This is a genomic window from Streptomyces sp. NPDC008313, from assembly GCF_042956125.1.
GTDB lineage: Bacteria > Actinomycetota > Actinomycetes > Streptomycetales > Streptomycetaceae > Streptomyces.
The window spans coordinates 246,451-261,137 of record NZ_JBIBFR010000001.1 but is presented as its reverse complement, the minus strand read 5'-3'; the positions used below and the strand labels follow the sequence as shown (position 1 = coordinate 261,137).

General features: G+C 67.5%; 19 protein-coding genes and 1 pseudogene. 8 read left to right on the top strand and 12 right to left on the bottom strand.

Features of this window, described 5'->3' with window-relative positions; all coding sequences use genetic code 11:
* The first annotated feature begins 80 nt into the window (after positions 1–80).
* Complete coding sequence (locus tag ACFY93_RS01210) at positions 81–866, top strand: SigE family RNA polymerase sigma factor (protein ID WP_391352484.1); 786 nt, start codon at positions 81–83, stop codon at positions 864–866.
* A gap of 215 nt (positions 867–1,081) precedes the next feature.
* Here ACFY93_RS01210 and ACFY93_RS01205 read toward each other — a convergent pair whose 3' ends face one another.
* Positions 1,082–1,735: a uridine kinase gene (locus ACFY93_RS01205; protein WP_391352482.1), complete on the bottom strand. Its 654-nt coding sequence runs from the start codon at positions 1,733–1,735 to the stop codon at positions 1,082–1,084.
* A 139-nt stretch (positions 1,736–1,874) separates the two neighbouring features.
* Between ACFY93_RS01205 and ACFY93_RS01200 the strand changes: the two genes are divergently transcribed.
* Positions 1,875–2,267: a hypothetical protein gene (locus ACFY93_RS01200; protein ID WP_391352481.1), complete on the top strand. Its 393-nt coding sequence runs from the start codon at positions 1,875–1,877 to the stop codon at positions 2,265–2,267.
* A gap of 70 nt (positions 2,268–2,337) precedes the next feature.
* Here the strand turns inward: ACFY93_RS01200 and ACFY93_RS01195 are convergent, their stop codons facing one another.
* Both ACFY93_RS01195 and ACFY93_RS01190 read right to left on the bottom strand, forming a co-directional pair.
* Positions 2,338–2,589 (bottom strand): type II toxin-antitoxin system RelE/ParE family toxin, encoded by a 252-nt coding sequence (locus tag ACFY93_RS01195; RefSeq protein ID WP_391352480.1) that lies wholly within the window; start codon positions 2,587–2,589, stop codon positions 2,338–2,340.
* Positions 2,586–2,840: a type II toxin-antitoxin system Phd/YefM family antitoxin gene (locus tag ACFY93_RS01190; RefSeq protein ID WP_391352478.1), complete on the bottom strand. Its 255-nt coding sequence runs from the start codon at positions 2,838–2,840 to the stop codon at positions 2,586–2,588. Before ACFY93_RS01190 ends, ACFY93_RS01195 begins: the two co-directional genes overlap by 4 nt.
* A 152-nt stretch (positions 2,841–2,992) precedes the next feature.
* On the opposite strand from ACFY93_RS01190, the gene ACFY93_RS01185 reads away from it, so the two are divergent.
* Positions 2,993–3,142 (top strand): hypothetical protein, encoded by a 150-nt coding sequence (locus ACFY93_RS01185; protein ID WP_391352476.1) that lies wholly within the window; start codon positions 2,993–2,995, stop codon positions 3,140–3,142.
* 26 nt (positions 3,143–3,168) lie between these two features.
* On the opposite strand, the gene ACFY93_RS01180 is transcribed toward ACFY93_RS01185, so the two are convergent.
* Positions 3,169–3,759, bottom strand: coding sequence for an MFS transporter (locus ACFY93_RS01180; protein ID WP_391352475.1), 591 nt, complete (start codon positions 3,757–3,759; stop codon positions 3,169–3,171).
* A 179-nt stretch (positions 3,760–3,938) separates the two neighbouring features.
* Here ACFY93_RS01180 and ACFY93_RS01175 point away from each other — a divergent pair, with 179 nt between their 5' ends.
* Positions 3,939–5,144, top strand: coding sequence for an IS256 family transposase (locus ACFY93_RS01175; RefSeq protein WP_391352952.1), 1,206 nt, complete (start codon positions 3,939–3,941; stop codon positions 5,142–5,144).
* A gap of 357 nt (positions 5,145–5,501) precedes the next feature.
* Here ACFY93_RS01175 and ACFY93_RS01170 read toward each other — a convergent pair whose 3' ends face one another.
* From ACFY93_RS01170 to ACFY93_RS01145, 6 genes are all read right to left on the bottom strand, one after another.
* Positions 5,502–6,497, bottom strand: coding sequence for a CU044_5270 family protein (locus ACFY93_RS01170; RefSeq protein WP_391352474.1), 996 nt, complete (start codon positions 6,495–6,497; stop codon positions 5,502–5,504).
* Positions 6,490–7,065, bottom strand: a complete 576-nt coding sequence (locus tag ACFY93_RS01165) for a sigma-70 family RNA polymerase sigma factor (protein ID WP_391352473.1) — start codon at positions 7,063–7,065, stop codon at positions 6,490–6,492. The genes ACFY93_RS01170 and ACFY93_RS01165 overlap by 8 nt, the downstream gene beginning before the upstream one ends.
* 204 nt (positions 7,066–7,269) lie before the next feature.
* Positions 7,270–7,512 carry a hypothetical protein gene (locus tag ACFY93_RS01160; RefSeq protein WP_391352471.1) on the bottom strand — a complete coding sequence of 81 codons (243 nt, stop codon included), beginning with the start codon at positions 7,510–7,512 and terminating at the stop codon, positions 7,270–7,272.
* A 96-nt stretch (positions 7,513–7,608) separates the two neighbouring features.
* Entirely contained in the window at positions 7,609–8,325 is a 717-nt protein-coding gene (locus ACFY93_RS01155) for a hypothetical protein (protein WP_391352469.1), read from the bottom strand.
* A gap of 727 nt (positions 8,326–9,052) precedes the next feature.
* A complete protein-coding gene (locus tag ACFY93_RS01150) occupies positions 9,053–9,262 on the bottom strand; it encodes a DUF397 domain-containing protein (protein ID WP_391352467.1) in 210 nt (69 codons plus the stop codon).
* Positions 9,241–10,089 (bottom strand): Scr1 family TA system antitoxin-like transcriptional regulator, encoded by an 849-nt coding sequence (locus tag ACFY93_RS01145; RefSeq protein WP_391352465.1) that lies wholly within the window; start codon positions 10,087–10,089, stop codon positions 9,241–9,243. The genes ACFY93_RS01150 and ACFY93_RS01145 overlap by 22 nt, the downstream gene beginning before the upstream one ends.
* A gap of 203 nt (positions 10,090–10,292) precedes the next feature.
* On the opposite strand from ACFY93_RS01145, the gene ACFY93_RS01140 reads away from it, so the two are divergent.
* Positions 10,293–10,619: a hypothetical protein gene (locus tag ACFY93_RS01140; RefSeq protein WP_391352464.1), complete on the top strand. Its 327-nt coding sequence runs from the start codon at positions 10,293–10,295 to the stop codon at positions 10,617–10,619.
* Positions 10,619–10,933 (top strand): hypothetical protein, encoded by a 315-nt coding sequence (locus ACFY93_RS01135; protein ID WP_391352463.1) that lies wholly within the window; start codon positions 10,619–10,621, stop codon positions 10,931–10,933. The genes ACFY93_RS01140 and ACFY93_RS01135 overlap by 1 nt, the downstream gene beginning before the upstream one ends.
* A gap of 90 nt (positions 10,934–11,023) precedes the next feature.
* On the opposite strand, the gene ACFY93_RS01130 is transcribed toward ACFY93_RS01135, so the two are convergent.
* Together ACFY93_RS01130 and ACFY93_RS01125 are read right to left on the bottom strand one after the other, a co-directional pair.
* Positions 11,024–11,611: an HD domain-containing protein gene (locus ACFY93_RS01130; RefSeq protein ID WP_391352462.1), complete on the bottom strand. Its 588-nt coding sequence runs from the start codon at positions 11,609–11,611 to the stop codon at positions 11,024–11,026.
* A gap of 20 nt (positions 11,612–11,631) precedes the next feature.
* The gene (locus ACFY93_RS01125; protein WP_391352460.1) at positions 11,632–12,630 is read right to left on the bottom strand and encodes an XRE family transcriptional regulator; all 999 of its coding nucleotides are present in this window, start codon (positions 12,628–12,630) and stop codon (positions 11,632–11,634) included.
* Positions 12,631–12,682: 52 nt separating this feature from the next.
* Here ACFY93_RS01125 and ACFY93_RS01120 point away from each other — a divergent pair.
* Both ACFY93_RS01120 and tgmC read left to right on the top strand, forming a co-directional pair.
* Positions 12,683–13,264, top strand: a pseudogene (locus ACFY93_RS01120) (ATP-grasp ribosomal peptide maturase); the annotation flags it as partial.
* Entirely contained in the window at positions 13,261–14,430 is a 1,170-nt protein-coding gene (gene tgmC, locus ACFY93_RS01115) for an ATP-grasp peptide maturase system methyltransferase (protein ID WP_391352458.1), read from the top strand. The pseudogene ACFY93_RS01120 and the gene tgmC, both read left to right, overlap by 4 nt.
* Positions 14,431–14,687 lie beyond the last annotated feature (257 nt).

Below are 14,687 nucleotides of genomic sequence, written 5' to 3'. Positions count from 1 at the left end.
CACGAGCACGACAGCAGGACCGCACGCCAGCAGGACCGCACGACAGCACGAGAACCGGACTCCACGACGGGGGGCGCAGGATGAACACGCTGCACAGCACCAACACTGCCGCAGTTGTCACGCGTCTCCACGACGTCACGCGGGTCACGGAGAAGTCCGGTGCCCTGGGAGGGCGGGGGTGCTCCCGTGGCACCGGGCGTCAGCACACCGCCTTCATGACGGTGGTGGCCGACGCACCCACGGGGGGAAGCGGTACGGGGGTCCACGGGGGCACGGGGGCGCCCGGGGAAGCGGCGTACGGGGAGGTCACGGGGGAGCGGCGGACCGGGGCGGAGACGGGGAGCGCCGAAGCGGCGTTCACCGCCTACGTCCAGGAACGGCGCGCCTCCCTGTACGCGACCGCCTACCACCTGACCGGTGACCGCTTCGAGGCCGAGGACCTGCTGCAGAGCGCGCTGTTCTCGACGTACAGGGCGTGGGACCGGATCAGCGACAAGGCCGCGGTCGGGGGCTACCTCCGCCGCACCATGACGAACCTGCACATCAGCGCGTGGCGCCGCCGCAAGCTGAACGAGTACCCGACCGAGGAGCTGCCGGAGACCGTCGGCGACACGGACGCGATGCGCGGCACCGAGCTGCGCGCCGTCCTGTGGCAGGCGCTCGCCCGGCTGCCCGAACTCCAGCGCACCATGCTGGTCCTGCGTTACTACGAGGGCCGCACGGACCCGGAGATCGCCGACATCCTCGGCATCAGCGTCGGCACGGTGAAGTCGAGCATCTGGCGGTCGCTCCGCCGGCTGCGCGAGGACGAGGTCCTCAGCTTCGGCCGTGACCAGGAGGAGTCCTTCGGGGAGCTTGTCGCCTGACAGGCCCGGCCGAGGGCTACGGGGGAAACGGGGGAACGTACGGGGGCTGTCCGCCCCACCGGGGGGAGAGGCGGACGGAGTACGGGAACGGGGGACGGTACCGGGGGAAACCAACGGGGTCACGGGGGACCACGGGGGAGCACGGAGAAGAAGCGGGACTGGCGGACCGGGGGGTCCGGCCAGTCCCGTTCTTCGTGTGCGAGGGCCCGGCGCCGCTAAGGGACCAGCGGGCGGGGATGCGTACGCGGTCCGGGAACGGTCGCCGGGGCGGCGGCCGCCGCGAGCCGGGCCAGGGCCTCGTCCTTGCCGCACGCGTACGCGCCGAGCGCCGTCTGCCGGGCCACGATCGTCCGCTCGGTGCGCATCAGCCGCCAGCCGCGGCGCAGCAGGAACGGCACGGACTTGCGGGCCTCCCGCAGATCACGCAGGAACCGGCGGCGGAACGTCCTGACGGGGCCCCGGCTCAGGCACAGCGCGTCCGCCAGCACGCCGAGCTCCTCGCACCGCCGGACGATCTCCGCCGCGAAGATGCCCTCCGCGATGAACAACGGCTGCGAGCCGATGCCCAGCGTCTCCTCGCCGGTGCGGGCGCTCTTGGAGATGTCGTACACCGGCACGGTCGCCCGCCCGGTGCGGCACAGCTCGGTGATGGCCGCGACGGCGGCGTCCGCGTCCCAGGACAGCGGGTGGTCCCAGTCGATGTCGGAACTCCCCTCCACCTGCGGCAGCGTCGGGTCCGTGCACTCTTTGTAGAAGTCGTCGAGGCGCAGCACGGGCAGGCCGGACTCGGCGGCGAGGAGGGACTTTCCGGAGCCGGACGGGCCGGACAGCAGCACGACCCGGGCCGGTGTGGAGGGAGGGGAACTCACGAGACACCAGTCTGCGGCATCGCGCGGCGCAGGCCGACCCCCGGGGCCGAACGCGTCGAGGTTGGAGCGCACATCACACTCCGTCAACTACCCTACGTACCGACACGATTACCTTGCGCAGCAGAAGGTGGCACCAGCGATGGCACGACACTCCGCTCCCCGTACCCCGACCGCCCGGCGCGTCCTGCGGGCCCTCACCACGGCGGGGCTGGCCCTCGGCGCGGGCGCCGGCGCGGCCTCCGCGGCCCCGGCGGCGGAGGCGGGCGCCCGGCCCGTCTCGCTCGCCGACGTCGATCCGCAGGCAGGCCTGGCGGCGGCGACCGGCACCGTCGGGAACGTGACCGGGCCGGTGGCGAACCTGAAGCCCAACCCGCTGGCGGGCACGGGAGTCGACCCGCTCGACAACGGCGTCGGCACCCAGCTCTCCGACTTCAGGCCGGTCTCCTCCCAGGACGTGACGGGCCCGGTCGCCCAGGCCCCGTCGCTCGGCGGCGTCCCGGTGGCGGGTCAGGCGCTCGGCGCGGCGGGCTGAGCCCGGGAACCAGAAGAGCCGCGCCTTTCCCCGGACGGAGGGGAGGCGCGGCCCTCTGCTTGCTGCGCTGTCAGGGCGTCCGGCCGAGGTGCGTGATCACGATCCGGATCACCTCGGCCTCGATGATGTAGAGAACCCGGTAGTCACCGATTCGCAGGCGCCGGAGGTCGGGTGACCCGTACGCGAGCGACCCCGCCGGACGGGGGTCGTCGGCCAGCTTGTCGATGGTGTCCAGGACCAGAGCGAGGCCACCTGGGTCCTCCTCCAGGAACCGCGCCGCGGAGTTCAGGGCGTGCGGTTCGAAGACGATCTCGTACGTCACTGTTGCTCAAGCCCCAGTCGCTCGCGCACTTCCGCCATGGGAATCCCCGGCTCCAGCGTCCCCTCGGCCCTGCGGCGCTGGTAGTCGGCGAAGACCAAGGCGTCTTCGAGATCCTCTATCACTTGCGGCGAGACCAGGAGGGCGGCGACGTGCCCGTGATCGGTGAGCGCGATCGTCTCGCGCCCATGGGCGGCCCGACGAACCAGGTCACCGAGCTGGGAACGGGCTGCGCTGATGGCAATCTCGGTCATGTGTACATGATTGCACAACTGCAACCTTGTGGGCAATCGTACATCCGGGTCGGTGGGGCGCTCGCGTGCAGCCCTTCACGCGAGGGGAGGTGAACTTCCCGTACGCTGCCCGAGCCCTGCTCGTCGTTTCATGCTGTCGCTCTAGAGTCCGGATGGTGCGCGTCTCCTCAAGAGGGTGGGGCCTGCCGCCCTTGCCTCGCGGCTGGGCGGTGCTCCTGTCCGCCCCGCCCGCGTCGTACGCCGCGGCGGTCGAGCGGTACCTCACCGGCGCCGGGATCGCGAAGTCCCCGGCGCGGATCTGAGGGAGAAGAGGGCCACGGGCTTACGGCTATTCGGTTACGGCTGTGCTCGGTACCGCTGTGGTCTTCTCCGGTATGGGCTCGGGTGTGAGTCGGAGGGCGCAGACGGCTGCGAGGGCGGCAACGAGTGCGAGTCCGAGGGTGATCGGGCGCGGCGTTGTCTGTGTGAGAAGCCACCCGCAGGCGGCTGCTCCGGTCGCCGAGCCGATGCAATACCCAGAGCCGAGCCAGGCGTTGGCTTCGGTCTGCCGGTGGGAGAGGCGTTCGTCCACGAGCAGGCATCCGATCACAAACATGGGTGTGAGGGGGAGGCCGACGAGGAGTATCGCCAGCAGTGCGGCAGGAGTGCCCAGGGCTGGCGCGAGGAGGCAGGTCGCGGCCGCCAGTACGCCGCCTGCGGCGGTGTAGCGCAGCCGCAGCGGCTTGGACCAGCGGATCCTTCCGTAGGTGAGTCCGCCGATGACGCCGCCCACGGAGAAGAGGGCGAAGAGGTAGCCGGCCGACGTGATGTGCCCGTGCTGGGCTGCGGTGGCAGGAAGCAGCACGTTGAGGCTTCCGCCGACCAGTCCCAGCGCGATCAGCGGCGTGATTACGCCTTGGCCTTCCCTGGCCAGGATCAACGAACGCCGGGTGGAGGCTCGTCGAAGGGAGGGAGGGCAGTGGGAGTGTCTAATCAACGGCGGATCTGCTGATCAAGGAGAGACGCCAAGTGAGTGAGACGACGATCGAGCACGAGTCCGCCGAGGAGTCGGCTGGCGGTGTGGTGCCGCCGGCCGCGTCGGATGAACAGCTCGTCGCGATGCTGGTTGACCGGGCCCGGAGTGAGGGCCTGCAGTTGACCGGCGAGGGTGGACTGCTGCAGCAGCTGACCAAGCGGGTCCTGGAGTCGGCCCTGGAGGGCGAGATCACCGATCACCTCGGCTACGAGAAGCACGATCCGGCCGGGAAGAACAACGGCAACAGCCGCAACGGCACCCGCGCGAAGACCGTGCTGACCGACGTCGGCCCGGTTGAGGTCAAGGTGCCCCGGGACGTGGCCGGCACCTTCGAGCCGCAGATCGTCAAGAAGCGGCAGCGCCGGCTGTCTGGCGTGGATGAGATGGTGCTGTCGCTGTCCGCGAAGGGCCTCACGCACGGAGAGATCTCCGCGCATCTGGCCGAGGTCTGTGGCGCCGAGGTGTCCAAGCAGACCATCTCCACGATCACCGACAAGGTGATGGAGGGGATGACCGAGTGGCAGAACCGGCCGCTCGATCGCGTCTATCCCGTCCTGTTCGTGGACGCCATCAACGTCAAGATCAGGGACGGGCAGGTTGCGAACCGTCCTGTCTACGTCGTCATGGCTGTCACGGCCGAGGGTACCCGCGACATCCTCGGCATCTGGGCCGGCGACGGCGGCGAGGGCGCCAAGTACTGGCTGCACGTGTTCACCGAGCTGAAGAACCGCGGCCTGGACGACGTGCTCATGCTCGTCTGCGACGGACTCAAGGGCCTGCCCGAGGCGGTGGAAACCGTCTGGCCTCGCACAATTGTTCAGACCTGCGTGGTTCACCTCCTGCGCAACAGCTTCCGTTACGCGGCGCGCCAGGACTGGGACAAGGTCGCCAAGGCCCTCAAGCCCGTCTACACCGCCCCCAGCGAGGACGCGGCGACCGAACGGTTCCTGGAGTTCCAGGAAGCCTGGGGCCGGAAGTATCCGGCGATCATCAAGCTGTGGGAGAACGCCTGGGCCGAGTTCGTGCCCTTCCTCTCCTTCGACGTCGAGATCCGCAAGGTCATCTGCTCGACCAACGCGATTGAGTCCGTGAACGCCCGCATACGCAAGGCCGTCCGCGCTCGTGGGCACTTCCCCAACGAGGCCGCCGCCCTCAAGTGCATCTACATGGCGCTGATGAGTCTCGACCCGACCGGCAAGGGCCGCAAGCGGTGGACCATGCGCTGGAAGGCACCCCTCAACGCGTTCCAGATCGCCTTCGAGGGTCGGCTCACCCCGGCCAACAACTGAACCTCAACAACCAAGATCAGCCGTTAAATTGACACACCCGCCGGCCTCGTACGGCATCGCCACTGTCAACCGCAAGCGGCCGGAACAGCGCTCCGGGCCGAACGCGCGGTGGGCTCGGCGGGTTGGGCTGCCACGAGCGCGTCGACCAACGCGTCGGACGTGCGGCCCGCCATCTCGTTCTCGAGACTGCCGTCGGCATCAGCGGTGCCGACGGGCGCCTCGCCTGCTGTGTTGTCTGCGTACGGCCTTCCTGCTCACTGTTGCCGATGACAGCGTCGTCGAACGGAATCTCGGAGCCCCCACCCAGTCCGCGCCACTGTGCCGGCTGTACTCCGTCGCCCTCGGCGCACTGATCGCCTACGAGAGGCGTTCGGCGGTCAGGAAGGTCATGTATCCGGTAACGGAGTTGGGCTTGACGTTGAGCGCGCCAGGATCGTCGAGAATCTGCTCCTCGTCCGCAAGAAGTGTCCCCGTCTGAGGATCGAAGATCAACGTGCGCTTGCTGGGCAGGCCCCCGGACTGTTCTGACAGAGAGAACGCTTCACCAGCGCGGTCAGCGCGGTCCGTGACCGCCCCTTCGTACTCCACGCCTTGGGCTTCTGCAAGGACCCTCAGCAGTGCGGCTCGCTGGCCCGGTGAGAAGACGTGCTCCTGAGCCCGTTCAGGCACAACCTCGTATAGAAGTCCCGCCGTAAGCCTGGTTCGTCCATCGGCCAGCCACTCCCTCATCCCATCGACTGTCGTGGGTGGTTCGGTGGCAGATCGCTGGGAGGTCGGCCCGCTGGATCCCGTGAATTGCTGGGGCGTTCGTCCGACTGCACCAGTCTCTTCCCACGCATCACGCTGCGTTTCGTTCTGGAACACGGGTGCCAGCGTCCGAGCCTTCCAACGAGTGGATTCGTCGGGCTTTTGCCACGTTTCCCGGTGTTCGGGAATAACGGCGGAAGTGACCTGGACGCCGTCGATGCGTGTCGACAAGGACCAGGAGTCCCAAACGAAGTGCTCGGTCTTCCACGGTGACGGTCGCTCGTCCGGCAGCTTCTCGACTCGGTCCGCGATTGCTTCGAGTACTCGCGAGGCAGGCTGGCTATCGGGGTGGTAGGCGAGGGGGGGTGGGGTCAACGCCAGGGCGGGTTGCGTCGCCGTTCCGAACGGGTCGACGACGGTGTACACCACTGCTGCAGCAGTCGCGGCAGCCACTGCTGCGATCGCCCAACGCATCTGCGGGCGAGGCCGCGGACGAGGCGTGACGGGCCCCTGTGTGGCAAGGATGGTCTCAAGGCGCTCGCGTTGCGCCGGCGCGCCGACGTGTACCGGATTCAGGGCACGCAAGGCTTTATAGATGTCATGCATCTGCTCCTCCAAGGATCGACGAGACCGTCTTGACCGGGCTGGAGGGAACGCGCTCGAGTTGTTGGCGCAGCCGTCTGCGAGCGCGGTGGAGTCGTACATGAAATGTTGCTGTCGTGCACCCAATCACTCTGGCTGCGTGCCGGGCTGGCAGCTCTTCCCACAGAGCGAGACGCAGGATCTCTCTGTCGGTTCCGCTGAGCGAGTCGAAGGCTACAGCCACCGCCTGGGCCCCTGCGACATCGTCAGCTGGGTCACCCTGGTGGCTGTGCCGCTGCCATGCGATGGTCTCCGCCAGCGCTTGGCGGCGTTGTTCGGCGCGGTACGTGTTCGCCAGAATCCGGCGGGCCGTGGCGTACAGCCATGGCAAAACCGCGCTATGTGGCACTTCGTCCAGTCGACGCCATGCGGTCAGGAAGGTCTCGGCGACTACGTCATCGATGTCCTGTCCGGAAGTCAGGCGTCGGCGAACGTAGGCTTCCACAGCCGGATGATGCTCGTGATAAAGCGCGGTGAAGACTTGCTCATGTCCTGTGTTCACATCCCCTCCAGCTGTGTATGTGTTCAGCACCCGCCGATCCTTACAGGTGTCTGAGAACAAACTTGTCGAGGACGTGCCACGCCCATGCACGATGTCCGTAGATCCGGGTGGTGCTAGCGCCTGGATCCGCAGCGTGCGACGGCTTCGGCAGCGCACTGGGCTGTAGAGCCCACGCGGGCGCCCCACGTGACGTTGTCGGCAACGATCGCTGCTGGTGAGGCGAGTGTTTGACTGCTATCGACCCCCGTTGTCTCTGGGGAGGTCCTGAAAGTCTTGCTCCTCCCTCAACCGGGCAGCCTGTTCGCGCAGTGCGTTGACCGAGGCAGAGGTTTCTTCCCGCAGGCGTGCAGCCTGCTGGCGCAGGGAACCAAGCATCTCTGAAGTTTGTTCTTCGAGCCGGTTAGCTACAGCTTCCAGTAGCTGGTCCAGCGGCGTCTCGACAACATCGGCAGCTACATCTCGGTCGTTTTCGTGCATTTTGCGCCTGCCCTTCTTCCTGTCGGCGGCTCATGAACAAACGCCGGACGGGGCGAGAGAGGTCATCTCTCGCCCCGTTTAGCTCAGTTCCCGAGCTTAGGAGGTCCAGAAGCAGTCTGCGGTGTTGTCCAGCGACGAGGACAGGGCGGAAGAGGAGCTGTGGGCCTGCTCGGTCCAGCCGTTGTGGGAGTACTGGTTGCAGGAGCCGTCATCCCCGGACTCCGTCCGACCAGCGACGTAGATGGTCTTTCCGCCCTTGTTCGACCAGGAAGACGTGCGGTTCACGAAGTTGTACGCGGAGAAGTACATGTAGTCGTGGTGTGTGGCGTTCCATGACAGCCGCCTGCCGGCGTAGCTCTTGTACTGGTAGAAGCAGTACCAGTCGTTGCCGAACGTCTCGGTGGGGCAGTCCGCGCTGGCCGTTGCGACTACTCCAGCCGGTTCGGCTTCGTCGGACGGAACGCTCTCGGCCGCAGGGACACCAGTGGGCTCCTTCTCTGCTGCGGCGACCGCGTCAGCGGTCTTGGCCGAGGACAGTCCTGCGATCTTGGCTTCGAGCTTCACCGCCGCGGCGCTGCTGGGCGGAGCATAAGTCTCCCCCGGCAGCGGAAAGGCCATGATGGCCTCGCCTTCGTTCCAAGCGATCTCGTATCTGCTGATCTGGACACCTCCCTCGGTGTTGCTAAGCACCTCGTTGATCTGCTGCTGCAGAACATCGGGCGCATCCGTAGCGCTGGCGTCGGTCGCTAATCCGGCCGCACACAGCATGGCCGTAGCAACTGCTCCAGCCATACGGAACTTCAGAGGTGTCATCAGAACCCTCCCTATTTCGAATGTAAGTTCGAGCACTTCTGGGAGTGATCTTGTCATGTAACTGCTCGGACCGGCCAGTAAGTACACGAGCGAGGTGAGACCTTCACGAACGGAACAGTAAGATCCGATTATCCAGTTCCTGCGACGTGTACATCGTTGCTGGCAGCGGCACGTCTTGGCCGCGGTGATGTGGGCATGGGGATGGCTGTGCTGTGATACCAAGCGCTGCTGGTTCTGGGTCGAGCGACTCCAAGATCGATCACTTGGGGCCCGGCCACATGGAAGAGTTCTCCCTTCCCGAGGACATCACCGCTCTCAACGATGAAGAGTCGGACGTCCTTCTCGAAGGCGCTGTGCGGGCCTTCGACGTGAAGGCAGGCAGCACCACTGTCACCAAACGACGACCTGGTCAACCTCCACACGCTGGCCACCGCCGTTAGCTAACGGCGGGGTGGACATGGGGTGAGTTCTGCCAGCCCATGCCGCGAAGGTGGGGCCGCGCCGCGTGCAGTGACAACGTCGAGCGCGAGCCTAGTCCGGGCTACGCCATCGTGACCAGTTCACCATGGCCACCGGCGCGGCGACCCGCCCTTCTCCGTGCCTTGCGACCACCACTCGTCCGCGACCGATCACACCATAAGGATCTGAGGCTGTAGCAGTGACCGGCCGGATCGCTACCTGCCTCCTGGATCCGGTCCGGATGCCCCGGAAGCCGGTTTTGGTCGTCCTACAGTGAGCCGTGCTTGACCCCGTCGACGAACGGCTGCCAGGTCGCCCGGTTCAACATCAGGACGGGACCGGCGGTGTTCTTGCTGTCGCGGACGGGGACGGCGCCGGGAAAGTCGTCGCAGACCTCGATGCAGGCATCCCCCTGCTGGCCCCCGCTGTAGGAGGACTTGCGCCAGCGGGCAGTACTCAGGTCCGGGGTGACTCGCATGACTCGTACGTCTCCATCGTCGCTTCGATCAACTTTGCGGACTCCTGTGGCGGGAGAGCGCGGGCCTTCATCAGATCGTACTCTCGCACGCGCTGCCTGACGGTCTCGTGGTCGTCGAAGATCTCGCCGTTCCTGGGACCCTCCAAGTACACGGTGGTGGAGTGGTCCGGGAGGGTGAGCAAGATGAGTGTGCCGTTCATCAAGGTGCACGCGCCCGCCGCGAACGGGACGACCTGAATCGTCGTGTGACGTGTGTACACCAGGGGTAGAAGTGACGCGAGTTGCTCGCGCATCACCGTCGGTCCGCCCACTGCCTGCCGCAAGGTTGCTTCACCGAGGACCCACCACAAGCCTGGTGGGCAGGTACGGCGCAGGACCTCTTGGCGGCCCAGGCGGACTGCCACCAGGCTGTCGATCTCCCGAGGGCTCCTTCCAGGCTCGGCCTCGGTGAACAGTTCCCGCATGTATGCCTTCGTCTGCAGGAGGCCGGGGACGAGACTCGCGCCGAACTCCTGAATCCGCACCGCCCGCGCCTCCAGCTCCAGGCAGTGATCGAACCGCCTCGGCGTGTACTCCCGCTTGACCGCGCCCCACAGCCCCTGGAACAGCGCCCCCGTGCCGAACGCCGCGTCCAGCTTCTCCGAGATCGGGGGCAGTGGAAGCCGTTCCCCCGTCTCCACTCCGTGCAGGTGCGTCTTGCTGTAGTTGACGATGTCCGACAGGCGGTCCAGCGACAGGTCGGCGAGCCGGCGTTGGCGGCGCAGCTCGACGCCGTACAGGTCGCGGGCGGAGCTGGCGGGTTCGAGGTCCCGGGCGGGCTGGGTCATGGCGGTCGGTGCTCCCTTGCCGTGTGCCGTGTCGGCGTCCGTTCCGTGTCCCCCGAGGGAACGGGACACCCGCCAACGATAGTCGCGTTTGGTGACAGTGTGGGCGCGAACGGTGAGAATGTGCAGGTGAGGGCCGTTCCGCAACCCGGTTCGGAACACCGTCCCCCTGGCCGGCCTTCGCCGCTCACGGCGACGCTGAAGGTGTGAACAGTGAAAAGCACCAGGAGGCTGCGTCCGTGCCCTCCCGCGGACGTCGGACGACCGGCACCGAGCCCCGCCCCACCCGCTCCGAACTGGAGGCGACCCGGCTCCCGGTCGGTGAACTCGCCCTTGACGTACGGCAGCAGAAGCGCGGGATCGTCATGGACCACCAGGACGGGCTCGTGTGGTTGCGCCCGGAGGGTGGCGGCACCGAGTGGACGGCGCTGCCCTCCGACGTGCGGCCGCCGCACGTACGCGAGCGTGCTGAGGAACTGATGTGGGCCCGGGTCGCCAGGGCCAACGCCCGCAGCAGGGGAGAGGTCCTCTGATGATGTTCGCCCCGTCCGTCGAGCACCCGTGGCGGGACGGGTGGCCCCTGGCCGCGCGGGTCGGCGACGGCAACGCGTGGGTAGAGGGCACGTGTTGGCTGTACTGCCGCCGTCAGGGCGTCGCCGTGCTGTGGGTCGGCACCGTCACCACGCCCGGCGCGACGGGCGATGTGTACGCCTGCGGTCCGTGCATGGCGGAGCTCGACCATATGGTCCGCGGTCAGTCGCATCACCGGGACGGTGTCGTCGGCCGGTCTCTACAGTCCGCCGCGCACACCGAGACCGCACACCCGGTCGCGCGCCCTGGCCGCTGACCGCGGGCGCCTTCAGGGACCGTCACGGATTTCCCGCCACTGAAGACTCCGAGCCCGGCCGGATCATCTGCCCGTCGCCTGCGGTCGAACTCAGTGGAGGTATGTCTGTTGCCACTCGATCGAGGTCATGGTGAGCGCGGCGTCGGCGAGGGACTGGGCGGAGGCGGTCTTGAGCTGGGCGAGGCTGCTGTCGATCCAGGGCTGGACGTTCGAGCAGCCCTGTTCGCGGTACTCGACGGCTTGGAGAAGGCATTCGAGTTTGTCCGCGTCGTGTGCGCAGATCACTTCGGGAGAGTCGCCGTTCTCGTATTCCTCGACGATCTGCTGAGCGCCGGCCTTCACGGCAGGGTGGGCGGCGGACACCTGGTCCGCGGTGACCTTCTCGTTGTCAGCGGCTTCGAGGTAGCGGCGGCCGATGTGCGGGATGTCGCTGACGCGGGTCTCCTGGGTGTCGTGCCAGAGCCCGAGAAGGGCCGTCCTCGCTGGGTCGGCACCCTCCATCATGGCGAGTACGGAGCCGATGAGTGCCACGCGGAACGAGTGTTCGGCGATCGTCTCGGGGTCTTTCACCCCGGCGATCCACCAACCTGTCCGCTTCGCGCGCTTGAGCATCCCCATCTCCAGCAGGAAGCCCGTGGTGCCCTTTGCCTGCCCCTGCCCCTGCTCCGTGTCCGCCATGAAATGCGTCCTCCGATGTGTCATGCGCGGGTCTCGCGTAGAACGTAATGCACCGCACTGAGTTCCCGCCTCGCTCGCGGGGAGATCTCGCCGTGATCAAGAAGACGGATGGTGTGTGCGTCCAACCTGTCCGTCAGGGCAGGGTCTGCCAGGGGAAGCCATCGGTTGATGGTCAGCAAGGCCCAGAGCGAGTGGACGTACAGGTCCATGTACGCCGGAGCTTGACAGAGACCGGCGGCGAGTCCGCGCAGGAGCTGCACGGGCTCCCAGCTGGTCGGCCCGTGCAGCATGAAGCCGTCGTCCGGCTGTGGTTCACGCATGGCCCCCAGCCAGTAGGCCCAGTAGTTGAGGTTCGCGGTTTCGGCGACGTCGTCGCCCGCCAGACCTCGGTCGATGAAGTCCAGCAGCGGACGGTGGTTCCCAACCCGTGCGAGTGCGACCGCCGTTGACCGCGCCGTCGCCCAGTGAGGCGTCCAGCCCTGCGCGGCGATCAGGTCGTGACGGATGTGGAGGGCGTGACTCATCCACGACGTGGCCTCGGAGGACCGGTCGTAGGAGCACAGGTAGAGCGCCTGTCTTTGAAGCAACAATCCGTCGTCTCCGGCGCGCAAGGCGGACTCGGCATGGGCCCGGAGGTGGGAGAAGAACACACAGCGGTCAGGGGCGGACAGGAGCGGGGCCTTGGCGACCGGGCCACGACGTCCCGGTACCACTCTGCGGGCGAGAGGCGGAGGAGTGGTGCCGTTCAATGCCCACTCGATCATGTGGGCCGTGTCGCGGGTATGCACCCAGTCCGCCAGCGGGTGGCGGGTGTTGGCCTCCGGGTGAATCGTCGCGGCGAGGACACGGTCCGCGTCCATCGCCGGGTCGAGAAGGTGGAGAACGCTGGGGGCTGCCCCCAGCGCGAGTAACCTGCGCCGCAGGCTTAGGAGAGCGCCGGCCTTCACATGGGCGAGTGGCCGTCGTCCGGTCTCCCAGCCCTGCCAGGTGGCGAGATCAACCCCCGTCGCTTCGGCCATGCCGACCTGCGTGCGGCTTGCGCTCTCTCGGGTGACGCGGAGTACGAACCCGGCGGACCACAAGCCGAACCAGCTTGCCGTCGCCCAGCGCTTCGGGTTGACCGTGCCACCGACCCTGGTCACGAATGACCCGAGCGAAGCGCGAGCTTTCATCAAGAGCCATGATCAGGTCATCTTCAAGACGCTCCGGTGGACGCCCTACCAGCGCGACGGTGTGCCTGTGACTGGCTGGGCCGACCCGGTCACCGCGGCCGAGATCGACGAGAGCGTGTCCCACGTGCCGCACCTGTTCCAGGCCGTCGTGGACAAGGCAGCAGACCTGCGCGTCCTGGTGGTCGGCCGAGAGGTGTTCGCCGTACGGATCGATTCCGGGATGCTGGACTGGCGCAAGGACTACTCGGCCCTGACTTACCGCGTGGCGGACCTGCCCGACCGCGTGGCGAGTGCACTCCTCGCGTACCTCGATCACTTCGGTCTGGTCTCGGGGAGTTTCGACTTCGCGGTGGACAAGGCAGGCGACCTCTGGTGGCTGGAGCTGAACCCGAACGGACAGTGGGGATGGCTGGAGGAATCCACCGGCCTTGCGATGGCTGCCGCATTCGCCGAACTGCTGACGCAAGGAGTTGTCCCATGACCGACACCGCTCCTCAACGGCAGGCTTTAGCAGGCCGCCTCACACAGCTGGGCGTCCTGTCCAGCCACCCCTGGCGGGCGGCAGTGGAAGCCGTACCGCGCGAGCTGTTCCTGCACCCTGGCGTGTTCCTGCCCGCTGACGGCGGCGGGTGGCGCCCGGTCACCACGGCAGGAACCGACCCGGCAGACTGGGCTCGGATCGCCTACCGCGACGAGTCCCTGACTACCCAGCTCGACGGCCACCTCACAGCCGACCAGGCCGGCGGACTTGTGACCGGCTCTCCGACCTCCTCGTCCACCACTCCGGTCACCGTCGTGGACATGTTGGAGAAGCTGGAAGTGGCGGACGGGCACCACGTGATGGAGATCGGTACGGGGACCGGCTACTCCGCTGCTCTGATGTGCTTCCGCCTCGGGGAGGACAACGTCACCACGGTCGAGGTGGACCCGGACGTCTCGGCCCGCGCGGACGCCGCCCTGGAGGCAGCCGGGTACTCGACATGGACCGTCACCGGCGACGGGCTCCTCGGCCACCCCCGCCGCGCACCGTACGACCGAGTCGTTGCCACGTGCGCGGTGCGGCGCATCCCCTACACGTGGATCAGGCAGACAAAGCCCGGCGGCATCATCCTCGCGACGGTCGGGGGCTCCTGGCATTACGGCACCGGACTGGCGAAAGTCACGGTCGCCGAGGACGGCACCGCCATGGGCAGGATCATCGGCCGCAGTTCCTTCATGCAGGCCCGCTCCCAGGCGGAGGCGCCGATCGCCGGTGACCTGTCGGCTCGCACCGCCTACGCCGACAGCGAGCGCGAGTCCGAGGTGTCCCCCCTACGACTCGAAGAGTGGATGCCGGCGTTCCTCGCCCAGCTCGCCGCCCCGGGGGCGCGCTTCACTCGCGTCACATCGATGGACGGCACCCGGCGGCTCTACCTCTTCGACCCGGACCGTGAATCCTTCGCCTCGTTCACGGAGAACGATGGCACGTGGACGGTCCGCCAGGGCGGCCCCGTTGCCCTATGGGACGCGATGGAGCAGACCCTCACCGCCTGGCAGGACGCGGGCAGACCCGACATCACCGCGGTGCAGCTCCACGTCACGCAGGAGACCCACACCTACTGGATCGACGACCACCCCGCGCTCCGCTGGCAGCATCACCTCATTTGATCGAGACGACACACGGCGCTGCGCACTCCTCTGCTGCGGCAGGATCCGCCGACCGCCCTCCGGTAACCGGCCTCAGTCGCTCCAGTCCGGGCGGGGCGGCACCTCTGTCCGGCGACCGGCAGCCCAGGCCGCCTCACCCGTCGCTCAGCAACAGCGAGATGCGCCGCCCGGCAGCTGTGCGGGGGCGGACGCCCACTGAGCCGTTCCTGTGCGCCCGGCGGGTGGAGTGGGAGGAGGGAGTGGCAGGAGGGGGAGTG

What these genes read in the sequence shown, in the direction of transcription:
- ACFY93_RS01210 (WP_391352484.1), top strand. Translation starts at nt 81, where the DNA reads ATGAACACGCTGCACAGCACCAACACTGCCGCAGTTGTCACGCGTCTC.
- ACFY93_RS01200 (WP_391352481.1), top strand. Translation starts at nt 1,875, where the DNA reads ATGGCACGACACTCCGCTCCCCGTACCCCGACCGCCCGGCGCGTCCTG.
- ACFY93_RS01190 (WP_391352478.1), bottom strand. Translation starts at nt 2,840, where the DNA reads ATGACCGAGATTGCCATCAGCGCAGCCCGTTCCCAGCTCGGTGACCTG.
- ACFY93_RS01185 (WP_391352476.1), top strand. Translation starts at nt 2,993, where the DNA reads ATGGTGCGCGTCTCCTCAAGAGGGTGGGGCCTGCCGCCCTTGCCTCGC.
- ACFY93_RS01175 (WP_391352952.1), top strand. Translation starts at nt 3,939, where the DNA reads ATGCTGGTTGACCGGGCCCGGAGTGAGGGCCTGCAGTTGACCGGCGAG.
- ACFY93_RS01170 (WP_391352474.1), bottom strand. Translation starts at nt 6,497, where the DNA reads ATGCATGACATCTATAAAGCCTTGCGTGCCCTGAATCCGGTACACGTC.
- ACFY93_RS01160 (WP_391352471.1), bottom strand. Translation starts at nt 7,512, where the DNA reads ATGCACGAAAACGACCGAGATGTAGCTGCCGATGTTGTCGAGACGCCG.
- ACFY93_RS01155 (WP_391352469.1), bottom strand. Translation starts at nt 8,325, where the DNA reads ATGACACCTCTGAAGTTCCGTATGGCTGGAGCAGTTGCTACGGCCATG.
- ACFY93_RS01150 (WP_391352467.1), bottom strand. Translation starts at nt 9,262, where the DNA reads ATGCGAGTCACCCCGGACCTGAGTACTGCCCGCTGGCGCAAGTCCTCC.
- ACFY93_RS01145 (WP_391352465.1), bottom strand. Translation starts at nt 10,089, where the DNA reads ATGACCCAGCCCGCCCGGGACCTCGAACCCGCCAGCTCCGCCCGCGAC.
- ACFY93_RS01135 (WP_391352463.1), top strand. Translation starts at nt 10,619, where the DNA reads ATGATGTTCGCCCCGTCCGTCGAGCACCCGTGGCGGGACGGGTGGCCC.
- ACFY93_RS01130 (WP_391352462.1), bottom strand. Translation starts at nt 11,611, where the DNA reads ATGGCGGACACGGAGCAGGGGCAGGGGCAGGCAAAGGGCACCACGGGC.
- ACFY93_RS01125 (WP_391352460.1), bottom strand. Translation starts at nt 12,630, where the DNA reads ATGGCCGAAGCGACGGGGGTTGATCTCGCCACCTGGCAGGGCTGGGAG.
- tgmC (WP_391352458.1), top strand. Translation starts at nt 13,261, where the DNA reads ATGACCGACACCGCTCCTCAACGGCAGGCTTTAGCAGGCCGCCTCACA.